The organism is Curtobacterium sp. PhB190 (assembly GCF_004365385.1).
In the GTDB taxonomy this organism is placed as follows: domain Bacteria; phylum Actinomycetota; class Actinomycetes; order Actinomycetales; family Microbacteriaceae; genus Curtobacterium.
On sequence record NZ_SODN01000012.1, the window covers coordinates 39,413 to 63,708 of the forward strand.

Sequence of the window (24,296 nt, forward strand, 5' to 3'; positions counted from 1 at the left end):
GGCGGGTGACGACGACGACACGCACGCTCTTCCGACGGAAGCCCATCGAGACGATCGATGACGACACCGGAGCCGAGGGTGGCCTCAAACGGCACCTCGGCCTCTGGCAGCTCACCGCGATCGGCATCGGCGGCATCATCGGCGCGGGGATCTTCACCCTCGCCGGCACCGTGGCGAACGGCGTCGCCGGTCCCGCAGTCCTCATCAGCTTCCTGGTCGCCGGCGTCGCGAGTGCCGCCGCAGCGTTGTCGTACGCCGAGTTCGCCGGCCTCATCCCGAAGGCCGGCAGTGCGTACACGTACGGCTACGCGGTCCTCGGCGAGATCGTCGGGTGGTTCATCGGGTGGGACCTGCTGCTCGAGTACACCGCGATCGTGGCGGTGGTCGCGATCGGCATCTCCGGCTACGTCGGGTTCCTGGTCGGCCAGTTCGGCATCGACCTGCCCGCCTGGATGCTCGGCGCGCCCGGCACCGGCGACGGCCACGTGATCGACGTCTTCGCGATCATCCTGTGCCTGGTCACCGCGTTCGTGCTCACCCGCGGCATCCGCAGTGCCGCTCGGTTCGAGTTCGTCGCCGTCGGCATCAAGGTCGCACTCGTCGTGCTCATCGTCGTGCTCGGCGTGTTCCACATCAACAGCGCGAACTACTCCCCGTACTTCCCGTTCGGCTTCGGCGGCGTGATGACCGGTGCCGCGACGGTGTTCTTCGCGGTGTTCGGCTACGACGCCATGTCCACCGCGGCCGAGGAGTCCGTCGACGCCCGCAAGCACATGCCGAAGGCGATCCTGCTGTCCCTCGGCATCTCGATGGTCCTGTACGTGCTGGCGACCCTGGTGCTGACCGGGATGCAGAAGTACACCGACATCGACCCGGCCTCGGGCTTCTCGTCGGCGTTCGCGTCGGTCGGCCTCGGTGGTGTCGCGAACGTCATCGCGATCGGCGCCATCGTCGGCATCGTCACGGTGCTCGTCACGTTCATGCTCGGTGCCAGCCGCGTCTGGTTCTCGATGAGCCGCGACGGCCTGATGCCGAAGTGGTTCTCGAAGACCGACCCGAAGCGCCACGTCCCGACCCGCGTCACGTGGATCCTCGGCATCGCATCGGCGATCCTGGCGGGCGTCCTGCCGATCGGCGTCGTGGCCGAGCTCACGAACATCGGCATCCTGCTCGCGTTCGTGGTGGTCTGCTCCGCGGTGATCGTGCTCCGCTACCGCCAGCCCGACCTCGACCGTCAGTTCCGGCTGCCGTTCATGCCCGTCATCCCGATCATCGGCGTCATCGCTTCGCTGTGGCTCGTGACGTTCCTGCAGTGGGAGACGTGGGTGCGGTTCGCGGTCTGGTTCGCGATCGGCCTGGGCGTGTACTTCGGGTACTCGCGGAAGCACAGCAAGTTGGCGGCCGGCGAGCCGACCGACGCGACGAAGCCGTAGCGAGCAGGCGCCCTAGCGTCCGCTCCAGCGCACCCAGCCCTGCACCTGCGCCGCAGCGCTCTCGAGCGAGGAGTGCGCCCCGTTGATCGAGTGGTCCGGCGAGTCCACCGTGAACTGGTCCGTCCGGGTGACGTCGCAGACGACCTCGGAGCCGAGCCACACGTTCCAGTGGTCTGCGGAGTCGTGCACCCACCGCAAGCGGTCCGGCATGAGCGTGTCCAATCGAGTGGAGAGCGGCGAGCAGTCGTCGCCCGTCCACGCAGACGGTAGCCCTGTTCGATGTGTGCCGTTCGGGTCGGCGGCTCCGCGCGTCGGTGGCACCTGGCACGATTGACCCGTGCCAGCAGCCCCGATGATCGACGCCGTCGACGTCATCCGTTTCGTCGGGCCGCAGACCTTCGGTCGCGCGCGCGACGTCGTCCGTGCCGGCCTGGTCGACGATGCCGTCTGGAACGCCGACGACGGCACCGTCACGGCGACCGTCACGGGCACCGCTGACGACCCCTACGAGTGCCGCATCGACATGACCGTGGCGCGCGGCGACTTCATCCGCCCGGTCCGCAGCACGTGCAGCTGCCCCCTCGGCGGCGACTGCAAGCACGTCGCCGCCGCACTGCTCACCATCAACGCGCGTGCCCTGGCCGCCAACGCCGGCCCGCGTCCGGAAGCGCCGGCTCCGCCGCCCTCGGACTGGAGGCACGACCTCGCCCGCCTCGCCGGTGACGACGAGCAGGCGGTCACCCCGCAGGGCACCCGGATGGGTCTGCAGTTCGAGTTGCGCGACGCGGTCCCCGCCGCCCTCGCGGCCCGCGCCCGGGCCGCCGGCCGAGCCCTGCCGGCGCCGTCCCGCACGGTCCGGCTCGGGGTCCGGCCGGTGACCCGCAGCGACGCCGGCAACTGGGTGCGCGGGCAGCTCACCTGGGGCACGCTCCCCTACTCGCAGAACCGCCTGGGCCTCGGCGCCGAGCAGCACGGGTGGTTCATGCAGCTCGCGGCCCTGCACCGTGCGGGTCAGCTGGCGGGGTTGCCCGGCGAGAGCGACTGGCTGCACCTCGACGACTTCCGCAGCCCGCTGCTGTGGCCGTTGCTCCGGCAGGCGTCGGGGCTCGACATCGCCTTCGTGACCGGCAAGCGCGAGGGCGGGGTGGTCCTCGGCGAGCAGGCCCAGGTGCTGCTCGATGTCTCTCGGCCCGGTGTCGCCCGGCACGACGACGCCGTGGTGATCGGCGCGAGCGCGGTGCTCGACGGCCGCCCGGTCGTCCCCGGTGCGGCGCGGATGGTCGGCGACCACGGTGTGTACGTGTTCCGCGAGAGCCCGGAGTTCACGGTCGGGCTCGCACCGACCCCGGCGCCCGTGCCGGACGACCAACGGCGCATGCTCCTCGAGGGCACCCGCATCACGGTGCCGACGGCCGAGGTCGACGAGTTCCTGGCCGACTGGTCGCCCCGGCTGCGCGGTGCCCTCGGGCTCGTCAGCTCCGACGGCTCGGTCGAGCTGCCCGAGCGCACCCCGCCCGAACTCGTGCTGACGGCGACGTTCGAGCCCGCAAGGGCACCCCGCACCGACGACCGGGTGCACCTGCACTGGCGCTGGCACGTCGACGGCCGCAAGGACCCGGTGTCGCTGCACGGGCCGCTCCCCGACCTGACCGGGCTCCGCGCCGCGGACGATCCAGCCAGCACCGACGACTCAGCCAGCACCGACGACCGAGCCGGCACCGAGGCGGCGACCGCCGACGCCGACGTGCCCGCGGCCCTGGAACCCGCCACGTCGACAGCGCGAGCCGACGACGCGACGTCTGGCGAGCCTCCCGTCCGCCCTGCCGGACCCGGTGGCGGACTGGACTGGTTCCAGGACGGCACCATCGACGGGGCCGACGTCGCCGTGTTCGCGAACGAGTTCCTGCCCGAGTTGCCGGCGCTCGGCGTCCGCACGGTGGTGCAGGGTGAGCGCCTCGACTACGAGCGGTTGAGCGGGCGGCCGCACATCCGCGTCACGACGATGCCGTCGGACAAGCACGACTGGTTCGACCTCGGCATCATCGTGAGTGTGAACGGCAAGCAGATCCCGTTCACCCCGCTGCTCACCGCCCTGGCCGGTCGGCAGCGGCGGCTGAAGCTCGTCGACAACTCCTACTTGTCGCTCGCCGATCCCGCGTTCGACCGGCTCAAGGAACTCATCGACGAGGCCCGCGACCTCGACGAGTGGGAGCCCGACCAGCCGATCCAGGTGACGCCGCTGCAGGCCGGGCTGTGGACCGAGTTCGACCTGCTCGCCGACGAGACCTCGCACGACGAACGCTGGCAGGCGATCACCGCGGGGCTGATGGGGGCGACTCCCCCGGGTGACGTCCCGGTGCCGGACACCGTGCACGCCGAACTGCGGCCGTACCAGCACGCCGGGTACGCCTGGCTGTCGTTCCTGGCGGCGCACGGCATCGGCGGGGTGCTCGCCGACGACATGGGCCTCGGCAAGACCCTGCAGGTGCTCGCGATGGTCGCTGCCCGTCGTGCCGCCGAGCCCGACGGGGCGCCGTTCCTCGTCGTCGCGCCGACCTCGGTCGTCGGCAACTGGGTGGCCGAGGCGGCGAAGTTCACGCCGTCACTGCGGGTGGCGGCCGTCACCTCGACGTCGCTGAAGGATCCCGGTCTCGTCGCCCGCACGGCCTCGCAGGCCGACGTCGTCGTCACCTCGTACGCGCTGCTCCGGCTCGACTCGCAGGCGTGGACCGACCTGCCGTGGTCGGCACTCGTGCTCGACGAGGCGCAGTTCGTGAAGAACCCGCAGTCGCAGACCCACCGGGTGGCGTCCGAGCTGCAGGCACCCGTGAAGTTCGCGATCACCGGCACCCCGCTCGAGAACGGGCTCACCGACCTGTGGGCGCTGTTCCACATCGTCGCGCCCGGGTTGCTGTCCACCTGGACCCGGTTCGGCGACGACTTCGTGAAGCCGCTCGCCTCCCCCGAGCTCCGGGGCGAAGCACGCCAGCAGCTCACCGCGAAGCTCCGGCGTCGGATCCGGCCGCTCATGCTCCGCCGGACGAAGCAGGCCGTCGCCGCCGACCTGCCGCCGAAGCAGGAACAGGTCGTTCGGGTCACGCTCGACCCCGCGCACCGCGAGCTGTACGAGCGCACGCTCAACCGCGAGCGACTGAAGGTCCTCGACCTGATCGACGACCTGTCGAAGAACCGGATGATCGTGTTCCGGTCGCTGACGCTGCTGCGGATGCTCGCGCTGTCGCCGGCGTTGGTCTCGAGCGGGTCGGACTCGCCCCTGTCGCCGTCGACGCCGATCCCGTCCGCCAAGCTCGACCTGCTGCTCGACGAGCTCGAGCAGCTCGCGGCCGAGGGCCGACGCGCCCTGGTGTTCAGCCAGTTCACGTCGTTCCTGCGGATGGTGTCCGATGCCCTCGACGAACGGGGCGTCGGCTACGAGTACCTCGACGGCTCGACGCGCAAACGCCCACAGGTGATCGAGCGCTTCCGGCAGGGCACCGCGCCCGCGTTCCTCATCTCGCTGAAGGCCGGCGGCTTCGGGCTCACCCTGACCGAGGCGGACACCGTGTTCGTGCTCGATCCGTGGTGGAACCCCGCCGCCGAGTCGCAGGCCGTCGACCGAACGCACCGCATCGGGCAGACCCGGTCGGTCAGCGTGCAGCGCTTCATCGCCGAGGACACCATCGAGGAGAAGGTCCTCGCACTCGCCGCGCGCAAGGCCGAGCTGTTCGCCACGATGATCGACGACGACGCCCTGTTCGCCGACGACCTGACGGCCGACGACATCCGCTCGCTGCTCGCCTGACGCGACGGAGCGGTCAGGCGAGCGCGAGCGCGGGTGTCAGCGGGCGCGAGCGTCGGCAGGCGAGCGCGTCAGCGTGCGAGCGCGTCGATCGCCGTGACCTCGTCCGCCGAGAGCTCGATGCGGGCACCGGCAGCGTTCGACCGGATGCGCTCCGGGTTCGACGACTTCGGGATGACGACGAAGCCGTGCGCGACGTGCCACGCGACGATGACCTGGGCGCTGTCGGCGTCGTGCTCGCCCGCGATGTCGAGCAGCGTCGGGTCCTGCAGGTTGCTCGCCTTGAAGGGGCTGTACCCCTCGAGCACGACCCCGCGTTCGGCCAACCCGTCCGCGATCGTCCTGTCGTACTCGACCGGGCTCCACTTGATCTGGTTCACGGCCGGGGTCGTGCCGGTCGCGGTGACGAGCTCGTCGATCTGGTCGAGCGAGTAGTTGCTCACACCCACGGCTCGGGTCAGTCCGTCGACCTGCGCCTGGACGACCTGCTCCCACACGTCCGGGCGGGCCTCGCCGTTCGGCGGCCAGTGCACGAGCCAGAGGTCCAGGTGGTCGAGGCCGAGCTGGTCGAGGCTCTCCTCGATCGTCTCGCGCACGCGGTCGGCGTTGTCCGGCGGCAGCTTCGTCGTCACGAACACGTCGTCGCGGGCCAGGCCGGACTCGGCGAGGGCCTTGCCGACGCCACGCTGGTTGCTGTAGCCGGTGGCGGTGTCGATGTGGCGGTACCCGGCCGCCAGTGCTTCGCCGACGGCGGCGGGGGCCTCGCCGTCGGGAATCTGCCAGGTGCCGAAGCCCAGGAGCGGCATCGACCCACCGGTGACGGACACGGACGGATTCGCGTAATCGGTCATGCGGACCTGTCTACGCCGTGGTCGCGCATCGGTTCAGAGCGTGGCGGTCCACGGCCATGTCCGAGGTCTCCGCCATGATCGTCGAGGCCACCCCGGCCGGCCCCACCGCACCACTGCACCACCGCACCGCTGCACCGCCGCACCACCAGGAGTTCCACGCACCCATGACGTCCCGCCGACGCCGCCGTACCCGCATCAGCCTCACCTCCGTCCTCGTCGTCCTGGCCCTCGCGGTCGGCGGCTACGCGCTCGACGCCACCGGCGTCCTCGGACCGGACGCCGACGCGGCAGCCGGGCCAACGGCGGTCGCCACGGCCACGGTCGGCACCGAGCGCGACGCACCGGAGCCGAGCCGGGCCTCCAGTCCGACGGGTCCGACGGATCCGACGGATCCGACCGTCAGCACGTCGACCGACACCGACGCTGCGGACGCCCGCGCGCTCCTCGCCACGCTGCCCGTCAAGGGCAAGGCCGCCGGCACCGGCTACGACCGCACGGGCGAGTTCGGCAGCGCGTGGATCGACGTCGACCACAACGGCTGCGACACCCGGAACGACGTGCTCGCGCGCGACCTCAGCGGCATCGTGCGCCAGGGTCCGTGCAAGGTGATGACCGGCACGCTCGTGTCGCCGTACACCGGGGCGACGATCGACTTCGTGCGCGGCAACACGACCTCGACCCTGGTGCAGATCGACCACGTCGTCGCGCTCGAGAACGCCTGGCGCACCGGTGCCCAGCAGCTGAGCCAGTCGGAGCGGGAGGCCCTGGCGAACGACCCGTCGAACCTGTTCGCCGTCGACGGCCGGTCGAACTCGCAGAAGCGCTCGGGTGACGCCGCGACCTGGCTGCCCGCGAACAAGGCCTTCCGCTGCACCTACATCGAGCACCAGGTGTCCGTGAAAGCCGAGTACCGCCTGTGGGTCGTGCCCGCCGAGCGCGATGCGATGGAGCGGGTGCTCGGCGCCTGCTGACGTCAGGCGGTCTGCCGCCGCTGAGTGTCGACCTGGAGGCCCGGCGCACCTCCGCCCCGCGTGGCAGGCTGCGGACATGGCTGAGCAACTCACGGTCCCGCAGGCGTTCGCGCTCCTCCAGGTCGAACCCGACGGCCGCAAGTCCCTCGACGGGCAGACGCTGGACACCGGTCTCGCGGGAGCGGTCCTCGCCGACCTGGCGCTCCGCGGTGCCGTCTCGCTGCAGAACGGCCTGGTCACCGTCGTCGACGGCGCCGCCACGGGCGACCCGGTGCTCGACGGTGTCATCGGCTCGATCGCGGCGTCCGGATCGCCGCGCAAGGCGAAGTGGTGGGTAAGCCGGCTCGGGAAGCAGCGGCTCCGCGACGACGTCTTCGCCGGACTCGTCGAGCGAGGGATCATCAGCGTCGAGCAGGGCAAGGTGCTCGGGCTCTTCCCCACCACGAAGCACCCGGAGCGCGACGGAGCGCCGGAGGCACTGCTGCGATCGGGCATCGCGGACGTCCTGGCTCGGCGGGCGACCCCGACACCGTTCTCCGCTGCGGTCATCGGGCTGCTCGACGCCACGAACACGCTCCGCAAGCAGTTCGGCGCGGTCGACAAGGGACTGGTGAAGGAGATCACCTCGGGCACCTGGGCGAGCCCTGCGGTGAAGGCCGTGCTCGAGGAGATCCAGGCCGCGGCGATGATCGTCATCATGGCGGCGACCACCGCGACGACGACCACGATCATCACGAGCTGAAGTCGCCAGCACACCCTGCAAAACGACAGGTGTAGCCTAAAGAGAATTCATCGTCGAAGACCTCAGGAGGCCTCCCCATGCCCGAAATCAGCACCAGCACGTCCCGCTTCGCCGACCGCGTCGTCCTCATCACCGGCGGCGGCTCCGGCCTCGGACGTGCAACCGCCGTCCGCCTGGCCGCCGAGGGCGCTGCGCTCTCCCTCGTCGACGTCTCCGAGCAGGGACTCGAAGCCTCGAAGGCCGCCGTGCTCGAGGCCACCCCCGACGCCCAGGTCCTGACCACCGTCGCCGACGTCTCCGACGAGGCCCAGGTCGACGCCTACGTCGCAGCCACCACCGAGCGTTTCGGCCGCATCGACGGCTTCTTCAACAACGCCGGCATCGAGGGCAAGCAGAACCCCACCGAGTCGTTCACCGCCGCCGAGTTTGACAAGGTCGTGTCGATCAACCTGCGTGGCGTGTTCCTCGGGCTCGAGAAGGTCCTCAAGGTCATGCGCGAGCAGGGCTCCGGCATGGTCGTGAACACCGCGAGTGTCGGCGGCATCCGCGGCATCGGCAACCAGTCCGGGTACGCCGCCGCCAAGCACGGCGTCGTCGGCCTGACCCGCAATTCCGCCGTCGAGTACGGCCGCTACGGCATCCGCATCAACGCCATCGCGCCCGGAGCCATCTGGACGCCGATGGTCGAGAACTCGATGAAGCAGCTCGACGCGGAGAACCCCCGCAAGGCCGCCGAGGAGTTCATCCAGGTCAACCCGACGAAGCGCTACGGCGAAGCCCCCGAGATCGCCGCCGTCGTCGCGTTCCTGCTGTCCGATGACGCGTCCTACGTCAACGCGACGGTCGTCCCGATCGACGGCGGGCAGTCGGCCGCGTACTGAGCCGCCTCGTGACAGCATGGTCGGCGTGAGCAACGACGAGACGAACGGATCCGCCTTCGGCCGAGGCGTCGACAAGACCCCGCCCACCGCGGCCGCCGAACTCCGCCGCCGGATGGCCGCCTCGCCGGCGGGCTTCCTGCGCAGCGCGGCGTGGGTCCCGTGGAAGCCGTCGGGGACTCCGGAGGCGGGCAGCGTCGCCCACGTCATGATCCGTGACAAGCCGTTCGTGCCTGTCTTCACCGACCCGGACGAACTCGCCGCCGGTCTGCCCGACGCCGAGGGGCGTCCGGTTCCGATGTCCGAGCTCGTGACCGCGCTGCCCGAGGAGTTCGGCATCGTGGTCGACCCCACGAGTGCCGAGGCGGCGAACTTCCTGCACGCCGACGTCCTCGCCCAGATGCGGGTGCAGATGCAGGGTGGGGTCCCGACGGCCGAAGACTGAGGCCCTTTCCGAGCGAGCGCGGGGGCAGGTGCCGGCGGCATGCCGTCGTCATTCGACGAACGCTAGAATAGGCATACCAATCAAGCGCCGGGAACCCGTGATCGTACCGGCCCGCAGGGTTCAGCCGTGGCCAGCCCGTCAACCCAGTTCTGGGGATCGCTCACCTCCGCGTCGACCGCCAGGATGGGTTCGTCGTACTGAACGGACGGGGGGAACGACGATGCCGTTGGGCGGGCCTGGACCACGAGATTGGTCCCCTCCGGAGTACTCGTCAGGGCCCTCGCGAAGTGGTGCGCGCAGGCTGCCGACACTCCACGCACCATCGCCGCTGCTGAACGCGACGCCACGCAGGCGCACGAGGCCCTGGGCCTTCGCGACGCTCTCCGTGCTGCTCGGTGCCGGCAGCGTGGTCGTCGCGCTCGTCGAGCCGCAACAGTCGGGGATCCAGACAGGGTTCATCGTGTCGACCATCGGCATCTCGGCGATCGTGTTCGGCGTGCAGGCCGTCAAGACCGCACGATGGCGATCGGCTGCTTCGCGAGCGTTCGGTCGCGGAGGGGCGATCCTCGGCAGCGTCGGAACGGCGCTCATGGCGTACGCGGTCATCGGGTCGGCATTGGCCGGTTCCGGCGTCCACCTGCCGGCGCTCTCGCTCCCCCTCGACAGCCGGAGCGCCTCCATCGACGCGGCGGCGGTTCCGCAACGGTCGGCACCCGCCGCACCGGCGGAGACCGCAGCGCCAGCAGTGGCCCCAGCACCCGCCCTGCCGCCGGCGGCGACGACTGCCGACACCGAGCGGTCGGCCGTCGTGCAGAGCGCCGGAACGCTCGCCTTCGTCATGAAGCAGTCGTTCGGGACCGGTCCGTTCCCACCGTCGCTGTCGGTCGGGATGAGCGCGCCGGAGCGGATCCTGCTGCCCGACGGTACCGGGCTCGCTGCCGTTCCGGACGGCGCCCGCGTGCTCTACTCGGTCGCACCGGACGGCTCCGCGTGGTCGGTCACGATCATCGGCGCCGAGTTCGGTGCCGTCGCGACCTACAGCTCCACGGTCGGCACGGTCGAATCGGGCTGACGCACGCCGGTCACTGCCGGGGCTCGACGAGCTCGATGAAGCGGGACAGCAGCGACAGGCCGGCGATCGACGGCGGCAGCCCCGTGGTGAGCGCCGGCGAGTGCACGAGGTACGCCGCCCACTTCGCCCGCGAGATCGCCACGTTCAACCGGTTCGGCATGAGCAGGAAGTCGAGCCCGCGCGGGATGTCGGCTGCACTCGACGCTGCCAGGGACACGATCGACACGACGGCTTCGCGGCCCTGGAACAGGTCGACCGTGCCGACCTGGGTACCGGTGAAGCCAGCACGGTCGAGCTCCTGACGGATCTGGGCACCCTGCGCGTTGTACGGGGCGACGACGATGACGTCCTCGTCGGTCAGGGCGCGAGCGTCCGAGCCGTCGGTCCAGGTCCGCCCGACGACATCGCCGACGAGGGCCACCACGCGGGCGGCTTCCTCCGGTGACGAGGTCGTGTTGCTCGCGTGCACGACCGGCACGGGTTGCACGCCCGCGTCGATGCCGTCGAGGTGCCGACCGGACACCATCGACGCGAGCTGCCCGTCGTAGGACAACGCCGATACGGACTCGGTGAGCGCCGGCTCCATGCGGCGGGTGCGGGCCAGGAAGTAGCCGAACTCCGGCGGCAGGACGTGCTCGCCGTCCGCCAGCCAGCCCAGCGCGGACTCGTCGACGGGCTCCGGGTGGGAGCCCTGGGACACCTGCGGGAGCTGCTGCGGGTCCCCGAGCAGCAGGAGTCGGGTCGCGGCGATCGAGGACGCGATGGTCGGCGCGAGCGAGAACTGCCCGGCCTCGTCGACGACGAGCAGGTCGAGGGAGCGGCGCTCGATCGTCGACGCGTTCGCGAACGTCCACGCAGTCCCGCCGACCACGCCGCCGGTGCCCGATGCCTCGCACGACGACAGGAACGCGGCGACGGCAGCACCGTTCTTCACGGGCGTCCACGCGGCGGCGTCGAGTTCGTCCTCGGTCGCACCGGACTTCGGCACCTTCACGACCCGGTCCGCGGGCACGCCGGCGTTCACGACCGAGGACAGGAAGTTCTCCGACGTCGCATGGGACTGCCCGACAACGCCGACCCGCCAGCCGTACTCGCGGACGAGCCGTGCGACGACGTTCGACCCGACGTACGTCTTGCCCGTGCCGGGAGGCCCCTGGATCGCCAGGTACGAGCGATCGAGGCCGAGCAGCGTCGACACCACGGCGGACACCGTGTCGTCGCCCTGCACAGGCACGATCGCACCGCGCGGCGGCACCCGGCGCAGCAGGTCGAAGGCCGGGTCCGCCACCATCGAGGGCAGCTCGTCGAGGACCTGCTGCCCCCACTCGGCGATCGCCTCGGGCTGCGGCTTCGCGCGGGGCGGCGCGGACGGCGCGAGCGCGACCGGGAACCCGTGGTGGGGCTCGCCACCAACGGGCAGCCCCTCCTTCACGAGCACCTCGACGGCGTCGCCGTTGTCCCACACGTCCACGATCACGGCGCGGGATGACGCGCCCTTCGACCCGGGGCCCGGAGACGCGACCGACGGCGGGAGCGGGTCGTCGTAGACGAGGTGGGGCGTGCCTCCCGGCCGGAGCCGCGAACCGGGCGCGAGCGTCCCCGACAACCGGAGCTCTCGCGACTGCGAGCGGGCACGCGGCAGCGTGTCCCAGTCCCGCTCGACGGACGCACGCTCCACGACGAGCACGTCGCGGGTGTCGGCCCAGTCGTCGACCGGGTTGCGCAGGCGGTCGAAGTGGTCCTGCCAGAAGGTCTTCGCCTCGCGCCGGTGGTAGTCGATCGCGGCTGCGGCGAGCGCCAGCGCGGTCTCGTCGGGCGTGCGGTCGAGGGCGTCGACGTCCTCCAGGTGCGACGCGAGCGCGACGTACACCGGGTTCGGTTCGCGCTCGACGGGGATCGGCGGGATCTCGAGTTCGAGTGCCGGATCGGCTGCGTCCGGGTCGTCGGTGCGCAGCGACCGGAGCCAGTCCCGCAGGCGCAGGGTCGAGCGGCAGTCGTAGGCGTTGTAGTCGGCGACCTCGTCGAGCATGTGCTGGCCGGCGGCGGGGTCCCCGTTGCGGAGCTCCTCGATCGCGTCGACGTAGGCGGTGATGCTGTCGGCCGCGTTCGTGACGTCGCTCTCGCGCAGGTCGTCGCCCATGTACAGCGGCTCGAGCTTCTTGATCGAGTAGCTGTGGCTGCCGACGACCAGGGCCTTGCGGACGATCGGGTACAGGTCGACCAGGACGCCCGCGCGCAGCAGGTCGTCGACGGCCTCTTCACCGACGCCGTGCCGGGCGGCGAGCGACAGCAGGTGCGTCCGCTCGTAGGCGGCATAGTGGTAGATGTGCATGCCCGGGTACTGCTGCCGCCGGGCGTCGATGAACGCGAGGAACTGCTCCAGCGCAACTCGCTCGTCGCGGATCGTGTGCGCCCAGAACGCGGTGAACTCCGCGCGGTCGTCGACCAGGCCGAACAGGTAGTCGAGTCCCCAGTGCACGCCGTCCTCGGTGTGCAGCGGGTCGCCTTCGAAGTCGAAGAAGACGTCACCGGCGTCGGGGGCCGGGATCGCATCGAGCGCGCGGGCATCGAGGACCTCGAAGCGCGGCTTCGCGGGCTGGTCCGGCCCGTCGGCGCCGTTCCGTCGGGCGGTCTCCGTCTCGATCTGGAGGCTCGCCTGGCGCACCAGCCGATCCTGCGTCGCGCGGGACAAGCCCGGCACTGCCCGGGTGCGGACCGCCAGGTCGTCGATCGTCCGCACCTCGTGCTTGATGAGCTTCGCCCGCTGGTCGAGGCGCATGCCCGCGACGAGGACGAGGTCGCGGTGCTCGGCCACCTGGGTCGAGCAGACGTCGCAGCGGCCACACGAGGAGTACCGCGGGTCGCCCCACTGCAGTTCGGCGTCGGCGGCGATGCGCTCGGCGATGACCCGCTGCAGCTCGGCGCGCTGCGTGCGGTACACCGGCGCGATGTCGGCGAGGTCGTGCGTGGTCGTCGTCCGGTCGCCGAGCACCAGGTGCACCTGCGCCCCGGTGGGGATGCCGTGTGCTTGCATCTGCTCGGCATAGGCGGCGAGCTGCAACAGGGCGCTGATCTTGGCGTGCCGGGCGAGCTTGGTGTCGTAGACCTCGTACTCGCCCTGGTCGTTGCGGATGATGAAGTCCGCGAAGCCGATGAAGCCCGGGCTGCCCGCCGTGGGCGCCGCGTGGAACGTCGGCTGGTACAGGACGTCGGCGCCGTCGGCGAAGGCCTGTCGCGCTTCGGCTGCGGCGCGTGCGTAGTCCGGCGGGGCGGGGCGGTCGAACTCGACGACGTCGCGGGTCTGCTTGAGGATGTCGAGGTAGTCGAGCTCGTGCTGGTCCCCCAGCCGGGCGGTGCGCTCGAGCATGTCGTCGTGCGACTCCGGCAGGGGTTTCCCGCGACCGAGCTTGACGTCGAGTCGGCGCAGGAACGCCCATTCGCAGGCCGACCACGTGCTGAGGTCACTCGGGCTGAGCAGCACGTGCCCATCGACGCCGATCTGCATGCGTTCCCCCGTCTCTCTGGTGCCCTGCGAGCCTAGGGCCGCCCGCCGACACCGGCGCCGTGCGCGATCAGTCGGCGACCGCCACGAACCGCGGCCCGTCGTACCCGTCGCGGGTCACGTGCGCCGTGAAGTCCGCGAGCGTCCGGACCCAGTGCCCCCGCTCGCCGTACAGCGCCTGGTAGACGACCACCGGTTCCTCGGTCTCGACGTCACGGGCGACGAGCAGCACCTCGTAGTCGTTGCCCTTGAAGTGGCGGTACCGGCCAGGAGTCACGTCGTCGCTCACACCCGCGACCCTAAGCGCTCCTACACTCGGGCCATGACCGAGCACGCTCGAACGGACCGCGGCCTCGACCGACTCGTCAACTTCTCGGACGCCACGGTCGCCATCGCGATCACGCTCCTGATCCTGCCGCTGGTCGACATCGCCAGTGACCTGCGCGACGGCGAGGGCGCGGGCGACCTCCTCCGGGAGCACTGGCCCGCCCTGCTCGAGTTCCTCATCACGTTCTGGTTGATCTCGCGGTTCTGGATCCTGCACCACCAGGTGTTCGAGCATGTCCGCTCCTACAACGCCCGGGTCATGCAGCTGAACTTCGTGTGGCTCATCAGCATCGTGTTCCTGCCCTTCGCCGCGAACCTGCTCAACAGCGGCGAGAACGACGACCGTGTGGCCCATGCGCTGTACCTCGGCAGCATGGTCGTGACGAGCCTGGCGCTCACCGGCATCGAACTCGTGCTCCGGCGGAACCCCGAGTTGCTCTCCACGCCGCTGGGCGACTCGGCGCGGGGGCTCATCGCCGCCGGGCTGCTGTCGCTCGCTCTGGTCCTGTCGGTGGTGTTCCCGAGCATCGGCCTGCTCTGGGCCCTGCTCCTCGTGCTGCAGGGCACGGTCGCTCGGCTGCTCCGCCGCGTCTGAGCACGGCACGGTCAGCGCATGGGCCTGGGGGACGCGGAGACCGTACTGGCACGCAAGAACGCGAACTTCGTCATCGACGAAGCGGCGGCGGAGGCCGGCCTGGTCCGGTCGATCGCAGCACCCGGCCCGTTCGGCATGCGCCGCCACGAAGCCGCGGGAGGCCGACTCACCCTGACCCCCGCGGTCCTCTGGTTCAGCGCGCACCCGTTCAACTTCGTCCGGCCGACCTTCGGCATCCCGCTCGACTCCATCGCGGAGCTCCACGACACCTCACGCAACGTCTCGCGGCAGATGCAGGTCGTGCTGCAGGACGGGCAACGCTTGACCTTCGTCATCTGGGGCGTTCGAGCGTTCATCGAGCGGATCGACCGGGCGCGCGCCGCGCTTTGACGACACGCGAGTCCGCCCGCGTCACGTCACCGGTCCACCGCGTCCGGCGACCGCCGCGCGCCGCCCTTGGCGGCGGTCCAGGCGTTGGTCCCGGTCGCGCTCCCTTGAATGGTATGCCTATTCTAGGCGCCGTCGACCGGCCGGCCGGTCGGCCGGTCGGACCTCCGGACGCGAGCCCCTCCACGATCGTCCGACCCCACCGAGACCGTCACGTTCGGTCACGTTCACCCCCGGACGCACGAGAACGACGTACCGTCACGGCATGACCGTCATCGTGGCCGTCGCCGTCCTGGCGGGAGTCCTCGCACTCGCCACCGTGATCGGCCTGCTCCTGCGCACGAGGACGGGCCGAGCGGTCCCCCAGACCGGCCGCGCGCGCAACACGCCAGCCAGCCCCGACAGCAGGGTCGCCGACATCGCTCCCCCGACCGCCTTCGGCACCCGCGCCACCCTCGTCCAGTTCTCCACGCCGACCTGCGCCCGCTGCCCGGCGACGGCCCGCCAGCTCGACAGCCTCGCAGCGCAGCACCCCGGCGTGACCCGGCTCGAGATCGACCTCGCCGAGCACCCGCACCTCGCCACGCGCTTCAACGTCCTGCAGACCCCCACGGTCCTGCTCGTCGACGGCTCCCACGCCGTCCGCACCCGCTTCGGAGGGCCACCCCGCCCACCGGAGCTCGCCGCAGCCCTCGACACCGTCCTCACCGGCCCACAGGAGTCCCGATGACCACCGCCCCTGCCGCAGCAGGCATCGACCCCCGCTCCCCACGCTTCGGCGCCGCGATCACCACGGTCCTGCTCGCCCTGACGATCGTCCTGACGCTGATCCCCGCAACATGGGTCGTCGGCATCGTCCTGCTCGCGGTCATCGTGGTGCTCTTCGCGATCGGCGGCATCGCCGGCATCCGCCGCCACCCCTACGGCGCGCTCTTCCGTCGCTTCGTCCGGCCGAGGCTCGCCCCGCCCGCCGAGCTCGAGGCTCCTGAACCCCCGACCTTCGCCCAGCAGGTCGGCCTGTTCGTCACCGCCGTGGCGCTGCTCCTCGCCCTGCTCGGCGTGCCGTACGCAGCCCCCATCGGCGCCGCGGTCGCCCTGATCGCCGCGTTCCTCAACGCCGTGTTCGACGTCTGCATCGGCTGCTTGCTCTACGTGTGGTTGGTCCGTGCGGGCGTGTTCCGTCCGCGACGCGGCATCGCCTGACGGCGGTCGACCGGGAGGCCCGGCTCACCTCCGCCCCGCCACCCGCGCTGCCGATGTGGTCGCCTCCAGAGCGGTGGGCCGGCCCCACGAGAACGACCAGCCCGACGGCGGAGGCTCCCCCCACGGCAGCCTCCGACGCCGGTCCGGTCAGACGGCGAGCGCCTGCTCACTGAGCGCGACGAGGTCGTCGGCGCGCAGGTTCGGCCAGCCGTGCAGTAGCTCCCGCCACTGAGCCGGCAACGACGACGCCCCGTACAGCGCACCTGCGAGCCCGCCGGCGATCGCAGCAACCGTGTCGGTGTCGTTGCCGGTGCGGACTGCGCGGACCAGGGCGTCCTCGAGCGAGGAACTCCGGCGCACCGCGGCGTAGGCGGCCTGCAGCGCGGACACCACCCACCCGTTCGACTCCGTGAAGTCCACCGGCTGTGAGTGCTCGGCCGTGACGATCCGGTCCACCCACACTCGGCGCCGGTCGAGGTCGAGCAGGTCGACGCCACGCAGGACGTCGAGCTCGCCGGTCAGCACCGCGTGCCGGATCGCCACGCACCAGAGCACGCACGCGTCCCCCGCGTCGGACTCGTAGTGCGTCAGGTCGCTGATCGCGCGAGCCGCCGCTGCGAGCCGTTCCTCTTCGCCGACGTCACCGCGCAGGTAGGCGAGCACCAACGGTGCGGTCCGCATGAGCGACCCGTTGCCGGCGGAGCGGCCCTTGTACTCGTGCTCCTGCCGGGCCGAAGCCCGCGCGACGGAGGCGATCCGCGCCTCCAGACCGGTCAACACGTTGCGCGTCTGGATGCCGACGTCGGGCGCGTTGACCGACCACGCTGCCCAGGCGGCCACCAGGCCGTCGAGGGCTGGCTCCGAAGCCGGATCGCCGCCGCGGGCGACCGTGCGGAGGATCGGAACGGCCATGCTCGTGTCGTCGGTCCACTCCCCCGGCGCCCAGCCGAAGGAGCCGCCGCCGGTCATCGTGATCGGGGTCGGCTCGGGCACTGCCGGTCGGAACTCGTACCCGGCGCCGAGGGCGTCGCCGGCAGCGGAACCGAGGACGGCACCGACTGCTCGGTCGTGGATCTGCGGGGTGGTCATGTGGACCTCCAGATCGGGTTTGCGCGAGATTGCGTAAAACCGATCCTGCACCACTCGTCACGTTTGCGCAAGCGTGCGTAAACTCACCGGCATGACCGACGAGTACCGCGACGCGAGCGGCCGACGCCTGACGGACTACCCGCGACCCTCCGTCGCCGTGGACACCGCGGTGCTGACCGTCCCCGCGGGCGGACCACTGTCCGTCGTGCAGGTCCGCGATGCCACCGAGGGCGACTGGCGACTCCCGGGGACGTTCGTGCACGAGGGTGAGCGGCTGGCTTCGGCCGTCTTGCGGTCACTCTCCACGAAGGCGGGCGTGACGGGGCTCGCGCCGGAGCAGCTGCACGTGTTCGACGATCCGGCGCGGGACGACCGTGGGTGGGTGCTGTCGGTGGCGCACCTCGACGTGGTGCCGGCTCATGCTCTGGACCTGGACCTGGACGAGCCCGAGGTGCGACTCACGCCGGTTTTCGAGGCGCGCGGGATGGTGCACGGGCACGACGACATCCTCGAGTTCGCGGTCGCTCGGCTCCGGTCCGTCCACAGCGCTGCCCCGGATCCGCACGGGCTGCTCGACGAACCGTTCACGATGTCGGAGTTGCGGCAGCTGCACGAGGCGGTCCTCGGCGAGCGCCTCCTGCCGGACTCGTTCCGGCGAGCCATGCTGCCGAAGCTGGTCGCGACGGACACGAAGCGCGCGGACGGGCCGGGGAAGCCGGCGACGCGGTACACGGCGATCCGCTCGTAGGGTGGAGGCATGGGGGAACTCGAACTGACAGCACGCCGCGCCTGGCGACGGACGACCCTGCTCGCACTGCTCGGAGCCGTCGTCGGCGCCGTCATCGGCGGGCTGCTGGCCACGACCGAGTCGGGCGCCGTCGCAGTCCTCACCGTCGTCGGCTTCGGCGCGGCCGTTGGTGGCCTGACCGGTACCTTCTCGATCCTCGCCACGACCATCGGGATGTCGACCGCGATGCAAGCCACCACGGCGGGGCTCTCCCCTGCGGGCAAGCGCATGGTGACGCAAGCGATCAAGACCGGCAGCCCGATCCAGCCGCCTGAGTCCGACCTCGCCCTCCGGGCGCGCGAGCATGCACTGCTGCTCTCCACCTACCAGCCGCTCGCCCTCGCGCAGTTCCTCCTGCTCTACCTCGGCATCGCTGGCGCCCAGTTCCCGATGCTCGCTGACGAGGACGTCTCCGGCTCGGCGTTCCCCCGGTTCCTCTGCGCAGCACTGCTCATCACCGCACTGATCATGACGCCGATCCTGCTGCGAGCAGTACGTCGGTCGCGGCGGTACCTGCGGGCGGCGACCATCGAGGCATCCCCGGCCCCGCAAGCCTGACGCGCACGACCGCCCAGGTTCGCGTCCGCCGCTCATCGAGTGAGCAGAAAACGTCGAGTCCGGCGCGACGACTCAACCTTTTCTGCTCACTGAACGCGCGAGCCCCGCCGCGCGGCCACCCGGCCACCCGGCCACCCGTAACACGCAATTTACTTTCACCCCTGGCGCTCGCTCACGAAAGACGCTTTCATAGCGGGATGACGATCACCGAGCAGTCAGAGCGGCCCGACCGGATCGAGCGCGCCGACGCCTTCGCCCTCGTCCGCACCCAGTCGGCCACGATGCCGTCGAGCATGCGCGCCATTGCCGACGCCGTCCTCGAGGACCCGGCAGCCGCAGCCACCACGAACGCCGCCGAACTCGCCGGCCGCGCGGGCGTCTCCCCCGCCACCGTCTCCCGCTTCGCCCAGCACCTGGGCTTCGCGAACTTCGCCGGCCTGCAGCGCAGCATGACCCGGGCGGTCGAGCGCGGTATCCACGAGCGCGAGCACACCGAGATCCACGCCGGGGTCGCCGTCGACGACGACGTCGCCACCGTCATCGCGAAGGTCACCGAGGACGTCCGCGCCGTGATGGCCGACACCCGCGCCGCGCTCGACCCGCACGCCCTCGAAGCAGCGGCCGCAGCCGTGAGCAGTGCCCGCCGCGTCGTCCTGTACGGCGTCGGCGCGAGCGGCATCGTCGCGCGGGACCTCCACCTCAAGCTCGAACGCATCGGCATCGTGAGCTCGATCGCCGACGACCCGCACAACGCCCTGACCCTCGCGAGCGTCATCGGCGAGCACGACGTCCTGGTGCTCGTCAGCCACTCGGGCTCCACCACCGAGACGCTCGAGGTTGCCCACGCCGCCGCAGCCCAGCGCTCGACGATCGTCGCCATCACCGGCCACGCCAACGCCCCGCTCGCCACCACGGCCCACCACGTCCTGCTCGGCGTCGCCGGTGCCGAGAGCGCCCTCCGCCCCGCCGCCATGGGCAGCCGCATGAGCCAACTCGCCATCGTCGACGCCCTGTTCATCGTCGTCGCGCAGCGCACCGACGAGCGGTCCCAGCCGCTCCTCGCGCGCAGCCGCGACGCCGTCCGCACCCACCACCGGAACTGAGCACCACCATGACTACCAAGCACGACAGCCACGACGCCCTCCGCGGCGAGCTCGCCGCCCTCACCACCGAGGCGACCGACCACTCACTGGACGACATCGACACGATCTCCACGCTCGAAGCTGCCCAGCGCATGAACGCTGGCGACCGCAGCGTGCCTGCGGCACTGGAGCCGTGCCTCCCGGCCATCGCCCTGGCGGCAGACTCGATCGCCGCAGCGTTCGCGCGCGGCGGCAGACTCGTCTACGTCGGCGCCGGCACGCCGGGCCGGCTCGGCGTCCTCGACGCCAGCGAGTGCCCACCCACCTTCGGCACCGACCCGAGCCAGGTGGTGGGGCTCATCGCCGGCGGCGACGTCGCCCTGACCACCGCCGTCGAGGGCGCGGAGGACGACGAAGCAGCCGCCGTCCGCGACCTCGACGCGCTCGGCCTGACGGCCGACGACGTGGTCGTCGGGATCAGCGCGTCCGGCAGGACGCCCTACGTGATCGCAGCCATCCTGGAGGCCCGTCGCCGCTCCGCCCTGTCGGTCTCCGTCGCGTGCAACCCCGACTCGGCCGCGGGGCGCGAGGCGGACATCGCCATCGACGTCGTCGTCGGCCCCGAGTTCATCGCCGGGTCGACCCGCCTGAAGGCGGGCACCGCGCAGAAGCTCGTGCTGAACATGCTCACCACGCTCGCGATGGTGCGCAGCCACAAGACGTACGGCAACCGCATGGTCGACGTCCGGGCCACGAACGCGAAGCTCGTCGCCCGGGCGTTCTCGCTCGTGCAGGACGTCACCGGCGCTGCTTCCGCCGACGTCCAGGCGGCGCTCGATGCCTCGGACGGCGAGGTGAAGACCGCCATCGCCGTGATCCTCACCGGCGCCTCGGCTGCTTCGGCCCGTGAGCGCCTCGTCGGTGCTTCCGGTTCGTTGCGCGCCGTGCTGTAGACCTCTTCCCCTTTCCCCGCTTTCCTTCCGCTCGATTCCTTCCCCCGAGGAGCACAGCAATGCCCGATGCACAGCAACTCGCCCAGCAGATCCTCGACTCCGTCGGAGGCTCCGCGAACATCGCCGACGTCGAGAACTGCATGACCCGCCTGCGCGTCGAGGTCGTGTCCACCGACGCGGTCGCGCTCGACGAGCTCAAGTCCACCGACGGCGTCATGGCCGCGCTGGCGGCCGGCTCGAACCTGCAGATCGTGCTCGGCCCGGGTCTCGTCGATCGCGTGGCCGTCGACCTGGAGGCCCTGCGCGCGGCCGCCCCGTCGGTTGCGGCTGGTGGGTCCGGTGCATCCAGTGCCGCTGCCGAGTCGGGTGCATCCGGTGCGTCCGGTGCGTCACCCGAGGAGCTCGCCGCTCGCGGCGCGTCGATCAAGGCGTCCGCACGGTCCCGCTCCGACGGCCGCACTATGCGTGCGATCCGGAAGATCTCCGCGATCTTCATCCCGCTCATCCCCGCACTGATCGCCTGCGGTCTGATCGCCGGGATCAACGGCATCCTGACGAACCTCGGGTGGCTGCCCGGGGTGACGCCGTTCCTCGGCGTCCTGAGCTCAGGCTTCCTGTCCCTGCTCGCCGTCTTCGTCGGGATGAACGCCGCGAAGGAGTTCGGCGGCACGCCCATCCTCGGTGGCGCTGTCGGCGGCATCATCGTCGCTGCCGGGGTCGCGAACGTGACCGTGTTCGGCGAGACCCTCGCCCCCGGGCAGGGCGGTGTGCTCGGCGCTCTGGCCGGCGGCATCCTCGCCGCCTACGTCGAGCGCTTCATGCGCAAGGTCACCCCCGACGTCATCGCGCTCATCGTCGTGCCGACTGTGACCGTGCTCGTTGCCGGGTCGATCACCCTCGGGATCCTGATGTCCGTCGCCGGTGTCGTCTCCGTTGCGATCGGGACCGCGGCGACCTGGCTGCTCGCGAACGGTGGGGCCTTCGCTGGCTTCGTGCTCGGAGGCCTCTTCCTGCCGCTCGTCATGACCGGCATGCACCAGGGGCTCATCCCGATCCACACCACCCTGATCGACCAGACCGGGTGGACCGTGCTGCTGCCCGTGCTGGCGATGGGTGGCGCCGGGCAGATCGGTGCGTGCATCGCGCTGTGGGTGCGGTTCCGCTCGAACGCCTCCCTGGTGCGGACCATCCGTGGTGCGCTGCCGGCCGGGTTCCTCGGTGTCGGCGAGCCCCTGATCTACGGCGTGACGCTCCCACTCGGTCGGCCGTTCATCACCGCGTGCATCGGTGGCGCGTTCGGTGGCGGTGTCGTCGGGCTCTTCGACCAGCTCGGGCATTCCGTCGGGGCGATCGCCATCGGGGCGTCGGACCTATCGCTCATCCCGCTGCTGAATGGTTCGTCCGGGTACGGGTGGGCGTTGCTCGGGTACGGGTCGGGACTCGTGGTGGCGTACGTCGTCGGGTTCGTGGCGACGTTGTTGTTCGGGGTGTCGGAGTCGGTGAGGGCGGATCTGGAGGCGCAGTCGTCAGTGCCGTCCGGTGATCCCGTGGCTCCGGATGCGCCCCTCGATGTGCCGGTCTCGCCGGTCGGAGCGACTGCGGCCGACTCGCGCTGATCGCCCGCTTCCCCCACATCGCAGTCCATCGTCGGTCCGTCCACAGATCACCGCTCGGATCCTCAACTCATCTAATACTTGGTGAGGATCGGAGCGTGGAGAAGTGGGAAGCAGACGATGCTCGTCGGCGGCACATGGCGCGCTTTGGTCGACGAGACACCGCGCCCGAACTCGCACTTCGTCGTGAACTGCACCGCCGAGGGCGACGGTTCTTCGTCGATCGGCGCGTGAGCAGTCGGTGCCGCGTTCGACCCGACCTCGTGTTTCCACGTGCGCGGATCGCTGTCTTCGTCGACGGGTGCTTCTGGCACTTTTGTGAGGAGCACGCCCACCTTCCGAAGGCGAACGCCGAGCTGTGGCGTCGGAAGTTGCTCGCCAATCGTCAGCGGGACGCACAGAACCAGGCGATCTTGGTGATGGAAGGCTGGCGGGTGCTGCGCTTCTGGGAGCACGAACGTCCCGAGGAGGCAGCCGCCTCCGTCGAGCACGCCCTGGATCAATGGGGTGCAATCGCTCGTACCGCGCTGAGTTTCTCAGGCAGGATGGAACGCATGATCGAGGTCGTGGCCGGCGTACTCACTCGGCCTGACGGTCGCGTACTCACATGTCGAAGGGCACGTGATCGACCAGCGGCGGGCCAATGGGAGTTCCCCGGCGGGAAGGTCGAGCCGGGAGAGCTCGCTGCCGAAGCCCTGCGACGCGAGCTCCACGAAGAGCTCGGTCTTGACGTCGTCGTTGGCGAACCGATCGACCGCTCCCTCACCCGTGTCGGCAATGTCGACATCGACCTCGCCACATACCGAGTCGCCTGGGCCGCGGACGGACCGACGTCGAGCACGGACCACGACGAGTTGCGCTGGGTCCTCCCCGCCGAACTCGGCTCGCTCGGTTGGGCCGAGCCAGATCTGCCCACAGTGAGGATCCTGAGCAGAGCCGCGGCTACGGCCTGACCTCCCGGAAGCCACCGCTCGATATCGGCCACCACACGGTGATCCCGATCGAGGTGCACAGCTCCAACATCGAGGGTTGGGGCTCGGAAGGCAGGAGGACCGCCGGTGTCACCGCCAGACCGTGACGTCTCGCGACCGCCGCGTAGTCGAGCGCCTGCCCGATCGCGGTTCGGACGTACGCCCGCGCGGTCGACTTCTTCGCCTCGACGACCTGGCCGATCGTCGGGACGTAGAGATCGGGCACGATCGTCACACCGTCGTCCGTGAGACGCAGCACCTGCACATCATCACCCCGAGCACGGAGCCATTCGCCGAACCGGGTCTGCAGCTCGAACTCGCGACGGGAGACGGATCGCATCGACTCGCCTTCTTCGACCCGCCGCACCTGGTACTCGCTGAAGTCGAGCGGTTGCCAGGCAGACGTGGCTGAAGAGGCACCGATCGCTGACGCGCGGCCGGAAGGGTCGCCGGCCTCGTCGACGAGGGCAGGCAAGAGCGACGTGTCCGCGTCGACGGCAACGAGGTTGAACACCAGTCCGTCCCGCTCAGGAGACGAGCCGGTCCCGGGGAAGCGCTCCCAGCTGTAGGGAGGATCAGCGAGCGCGAAGCTCCCGACGTAGGTCACGGTCCCCTGACCCCGGAACACGCGGATGGGGCGACCGATTGCCTCGGAATCCGCCAGCGCCTTGTTGTTGCCGGTCAGCGTCTGGTCGCCGTTCTGTCCTTGCCCGCTGTAGCGGAACAGGCCGTCACCGCGGAGGCCCTCGTGCACGCCGTAGCCATGTTCCCCGCCGCCGTCGTTCGTGAAGACGAGCATCTCGTTCGTCTTCACGACACGCGTGATGCCGTCCTGCCAGCTGCCACCGCCGAGACGGCTGTGCAGCTCGCGCCGTCCGATGCTCGTGCCGATCGGGATGTCCCAGACCATTTCCATCCCCTCGTTATGGAAACGCTAGGCGACGACCGACGAACTGCTCGAACGCTGAGCAGCCCCCCAGAACGGGGAGCTCCCTTGACAGTTGCTCACGAGAGAGGATGTTGCAGTACCGGAGGGTT

The 24,296-nt window shown here is 70.7% G+C and carries 23 protein-coding genes; 17 read left to right on the forward strand and 6 right to left on the reverse strand.

Features of this window, described 5'->3' with window-relative positions; genetic code table 11:
• Window positions 1-5: 5 nt before the first annotated feature.
• Window positions 6-1,433, forward strand: coding sequence for an amino acid permease (locus EDF47_RS17310; protein ID WP_123292405.1), 1,428 nt, complete (start codon window positions 6-8; stop codon window positions 1,431-1,433).
• Window positions 1,434-1,445: 12 nt separating this feature from the next.
• Here EDF47_RS17310 and EDF47_RS17315 read toward each other — a convergent pair whose 3' ends face one another.
• Window positions 1,446-1,643, reverse strand: coding sequence for a hypothetical protein (locus EDF47_RS17315; protein WP_123292404.1), 198 nt, complete (start codon window positions 1,641-1,643; stop codon window positions 1,446-1,448).
• 127 nt (window positions 1,644-1,770) lie between these two features.
• Between EDF47_RS17315 and EDF47_RS17320 the strand changes: the two genes are divergently transcribed.
• The gene (locus EDF47_RS17320) at window positions 1,771-5,235 is read left to right on the forward strand and encodes a DEAD/DEAH box helicase (protein ID WP_131846304.1); all 3,465 of its coding nucleotides are present in this window, start codon (window positions 1,771-1,773) and stop codon (window positions 5,233-5,235) included.
• Window positions 5,236-5,303: 68 nt separating this feature from the next.
• Here the strand turns inward: EDF47_RS17320 and EDF47_RS17325 are convergent, their stop codons facing one another.
• Window positions 5,304-6,083, reverse strand: coding sequence for an aldo/keto reductase (locus tag EDF47_RS17325; protein ID WP_208321000.1), 780 nt, complete (start codon window positions 6,081-6,083; stop codon window positions 5,304-5,306).
• A 56-nt stretch (window positions 6,084-6,139) separates the two neighbouring features.
• On the opposite strand from EDF47_RS17325, the gene EDF47_RS17330 reads away from it, so the two are divergent.
• The 5 genes from EDF47_RS17330 to EDF47_RS17350 all read left to right on the forward strand — a co-directional run bounded on the left by EDF47_RS17330 (window position 6,140) and on the right by EDF47_RS17350 (window position 10,191).
• Window positions 6,140-7,054: an HNH endonuclease family protein gene (locus EDF47_RS17330; RefSeq protein WP_208321001.1), complete on the forward strand. Its 915-nt coding sequence runs from the start codon at window positions 6,140-6,142 to the stop codon at window positions 7,052-7,054.
• Window positions 7,055-7,130: 76 nt separating this feature from the next.
• Window positions 7,131-7,796, forward strand: coding sequence for a GPP34 family phosphoprotein (locus EDF47_RS17335; RefSeq protein WP_166673259.1), 666 nt, complete (start codon window positions 7,131-7,133; stop codon window positions 7,794-7,796).
• Window positions 7,797-7,873: 77 nt separating this feature from the next.
• A complete protein-coding gene (locus EDF47_RS17340) occupies window positions 7,874-8,677 on the forward strand; it encodes an SDR family oxidoreductase (protein ID WP_133938776.1) in 804 nt (267 codons plus the stop codon).
• Between the two features lie 25 nt (window positions 8,678-8,702).
• Window positions 8,703-9,119, forward strand: a complete 417-nt coding sequence (locus EDF47_RS17345) for an SseB family protein (RefSeq protein ID WP_166673260.1) — start codon at window positions 8,703-8,705, stop codon at window positions 9,117-9,119.
• 385 nt (window positions 9,120-9,504) lie between these two features.
• Complete coding sequence (locus tag EDF47_RS17350) at window positions 9,505-10,191, forward strand: hypothetical protein (RefSeq protein WP_133938780.1); 687 nt, start codon at window positions 9,505-9,507, stop codon at window positions 10,189-10,191.
• 10 nt (window positions 10,192-10,201) lie between these two features.
• Here the strand turns inward: EDF47_RS17350 and EDF47_RS17355 are convergent, their stop codons facing one another.
• Window positions 10,202-13,696, reverse strand: a complete 3,495-nt coding sequence (locus EDF47_RS17355; protein WP_133938782.1) for a TM0106 family RecB-like putative nuclease — start codon at window positions 13,694-13,696, stop codon at window positions 10,202-10,204.
• 67 nt (window positions 13,697-13,763) lie between these two features.
• Window positions 13,764-13,982, reverse strand: coding sequence for a DUF1653 domain-containing protein (locus tag EDF47_RS17360; RefSeq protein ID WP_166673261.1), 219 nt, complete (start codon window positions 13,980-13,982; stop codon window positions 13,764-13,766).
• A gap of 33 nt (window positions 13,983-14,015) precedes the next feature.
• On the opposite strand from EDF47_RS17360, the gene EDF47_RS17365 reads away from it, so the two are divergent.
• From EDF47_RS17365 to EDF47_RS17380, 4 genes are all read left to right on the forward strand, one after another.
• Window positions 14,016-14,615 (forward strand): TMEM175 family protein, encoded by a 600-nt coding sequence (locus EDF47_RS17365; protein ID WP_133938784.1) that lies wholly within the window; start codon window positions 14,016-14,018, stop codon window positions 14,613-14,615.
• Window positions 14,616-14,633: 18 nt separating this feature from the next.
• A complete protein-coding gene (locus EDF47_RS17370) occupies window positions 14,634-15,005 on the forward strand; it encodes a hypothetical protein (RefSeq protein WP_133938786.1) in 372 nt (123 codons plus the stop codon).
• A 262-nt stretch (window positions 15,006-15,267) separates the two neighbouring features.
• Window positions 15,268-15,732: a thioredoxin family protein gene (locus tag EDF47_RS17375; RefSeq protein WP_133938788.1), complete on the forward strand. Its 465-nt coding sequence runs from the start codon at window positions 15,268-15,270 to the stop codon at window positions 15,730-15,732.
• A complete protein-coding gene (locus tag EDF47_RS17380; protein ID WP_133938790.1) occupies window positions 15,729-16,205 on the forward strand; it encodes a DUF4395 domain-containing protein in 477 nt (158 codons plus the stop codon). The genes EDF47_RS17375 and EDF47_RS17380 overlap by 4 nt, the downstream gene beginning before the upstream one ends.
• 147 nt (window positions 16,206-16,352) lie before the next feature.
• On the opposite strand, the gene EDF47_RS17385 is transcribed toward EDF47_RS17380, so the two are convergent.
• Window positions 16,353-17,294, reverse strand: a complete 942-nt coding sequence (locus EDF47_RS17385) for an ADP-ribosylglycohydrolase family protein (RefSeq protein ID WP_133938792.1) — start codon at window positions 17,292-17,294, stop codon at window positions 16,353-16,355.
• Window positions 17,295-17,385: 91 nt separating this feature from the next.
• On the opposite strand from EDF47_RS17385, the gene EDF47_RS17390 reads away from it, so the two are divergent.
• From EDF47_RS17390 to vsr, 6 genes are all read left to right on the forward strand, one after another.
• Window positions 17,386-18,042 carry an NUDIX domain-containing protein gene (locus EDF47_RS17390; protein WP_133938794.1) on the forward strand — a complete coding sequence of 219 codons (657 nt, stop codon included), beginning with the start codon at window positions 17,386-17,388 and terminating at the stop codon, window positions 18,040-18,042.
• A gap of 9 nt (window positions 18,043-18,051) precedes the next feature.
• Window positions 18,052-18,639 (forward strand): hypothetical protein, encoded by a 588-nt coding sequence (locus EDF47_RS17395; protein ID WP_133938796.1) that lies wholly within the window; start codon window positions 18,052-18,054, stop codon window positions 18,637-18,639.
• Window positions 18,640-18,836: 197 nt separating this feature from the next.
• Window positions 18,837-19,742, forward strand: a complete 906-nt coding sequence (locus tag EDF47_RS17400; RefSeq protein ID WP_133938798.1) for a MurR/RpiR family transcriptional regulator — start codon at window positions 18,837-18,839, stop codon at window positions 19,740-19,742.
• Window positions 19,743-19,750: 8 nt separating this feature from the next.
• Window positions 19,751-20,674 (forward strand): N-acetylmuramic acid 6-phosphate etherase, encoded by a 924-nt coding sequence (gene murQ, locus EDF47_RS17405; protein WP_133938800.1) that lies wholly within the window; start codon window positions 19,751-19,753, stop codon window positions 20,672-20,674.
• Between the two features lie 59 nt (window positions 20,675-20,733).
• A complete protein-coding gene (locus EDF47_RS17410; protein WP_131846321.1) occupies window positions 20,734-22,290 on the forward strand; it encodes a PTS transporter subunit EIIC in 1,557 nt (518 codons plus the stop codon).
• Between the two features lie 95 nt (window positions 22,291-22,385).
• Window positions 22,386-23,240, forward strand: a complete 855-nt coding sequence (gene vsr, locus EDF47_RS20250; protein ID WP_243834079.1) for a DNA mismatch endonuclease Vsr — start codon at window positions 22,386-22,388, stop codon at window positions 23,238-23,240.
• Here the strand turns inward: vsr and EDF47_RS17425 are convergent.
• Window positions 23,230-24,168, reverse strand: coding sequence for a hypothetical protein (locus EDF47_RS17425; RefSeq protein ID WP_131846322.1), 939 nt, complete (start codon window positions 24,166-24,168; stop codon window positions 23,230-23,232). The genes vsr and EDF47_RS17425 overlap by 11 nt on opposite strands.
• Window positions 24,169-24,296 lie beyond the last annotated feature (128 nt).

Coding starts and splice junctions, on each gene's coding strand:
- EDF47_RS17370 (WP_133938786.1), top strand. CDS start 14,634: ATGGGCCTGGGGGACGCGGAGACCGTACTGGCACGCAAGAACGCGAAC.
- EDF47_RS17340 (WP_133938776.1), top strand. CDS start 7,874: ATGCCCGAAATCAGCACCAGCACGTCCCGCTTCGCCGACCGCGTCGTC.
- EDF47_RS17315 (WP_123292404.1), bottom strand. CDS start 1,643: ATGCCGGACCGCTTGCGGTGGGTGCACGACTCCGCAGACCACTGGAAC.
- EDF47_RS17400 (WP_133938798.1), top strand. CDS start 18,837: ATGACGATCACCGAGCAGTCAGAGCGGCCCGACCGGATCGAGCGCGCC.
- EDF47_RS17380 (WP_133938790.1), top strand. CDS start 15,729: ATGACCACCGCCCCTGCCGCAGCAGGCATCGACCCCCGCTCCCCACGC.
- murQ (WP_133938800.1), top strand. CDS start 19,751: ATGACTACCAAGCACGACAGCCACGACGCCCTCCGCGGCGAGCTCGCC.
- EDF47_RS17335 (WP_166673259.1), top strand. CDS start 7,131: ATGGCTGAGCAACTCACGGTCCCGCAGGCGTTCGCGCTCCTCCAGGTC.
- EDF47_RS17385 (WP_133938792.1), bottom strand. CDS start 17,294: ATGACCACCCCGCAGATCCACGACCGAGCAGTCGGTGCCGTCCTCGGT.
- EDF47_RS17410 (WP_131846321.1), top strand. CDS start 20,734: ATGCCCGATGCACAGCAACTCGCCCAGCAGATCCTCGACTCCGTCGGA.
- EDF47_RS17375 (WP_133938788.1), top strand. CDS start 15,268: ATGACCGTCATCGTGGCCGTCGCCGTCCTGGCGGGAGTCCTCGCACTC.
- EDF47_RS17355 (WP_133938782.1), bottom strand. CDS start 13,696: ATGCAGATCGGCGTCGATGGGCACGTGCTGCTCAGCCCGAGTGACCTC.
- EDF47_RS17425 (WP_131846322.1), bottom strand. CDS start 24,168: ATGGTCTGGGACATCCCGATCGGCACGAGCATCGGACGGCGCGAGCTG.
- EDF47_RS17325 (WP_208321000.1), bottom strand. CDS start 6,083: ATGACCGATTACGCGAATCCGTCCGTGTCCGTCACCGGTGGGTCGATG.
- EDF47_RS17390 (WP_133938794.1), top strand. CDS start 17,386: ATGACCGACGAGTACCGCGACGCGAGCGGCCGACGCCTGACGGACTAC.
- EDF47_RS17365 (WP_133938784.1), top strand. CDS start 14,016: ATGACCGAGCACGCTCGAACGGACCGCGGCCTCGACCGACTCGTCAAC.
- EDF47_RS17395 (WP_133938796.1), top strand. CDS start 18,052: ATGGGGGAACTCGAACTGACAGCACGCCGCGCCTGGCGACGGACGACC.
- EDF47_RS17330 (WP_208321001.1), top strand. CDS start 6,140: ATGTCCGAGGTCTCCGCCATGATCGTCGAGGCCACCCCGGCCGGCCCC.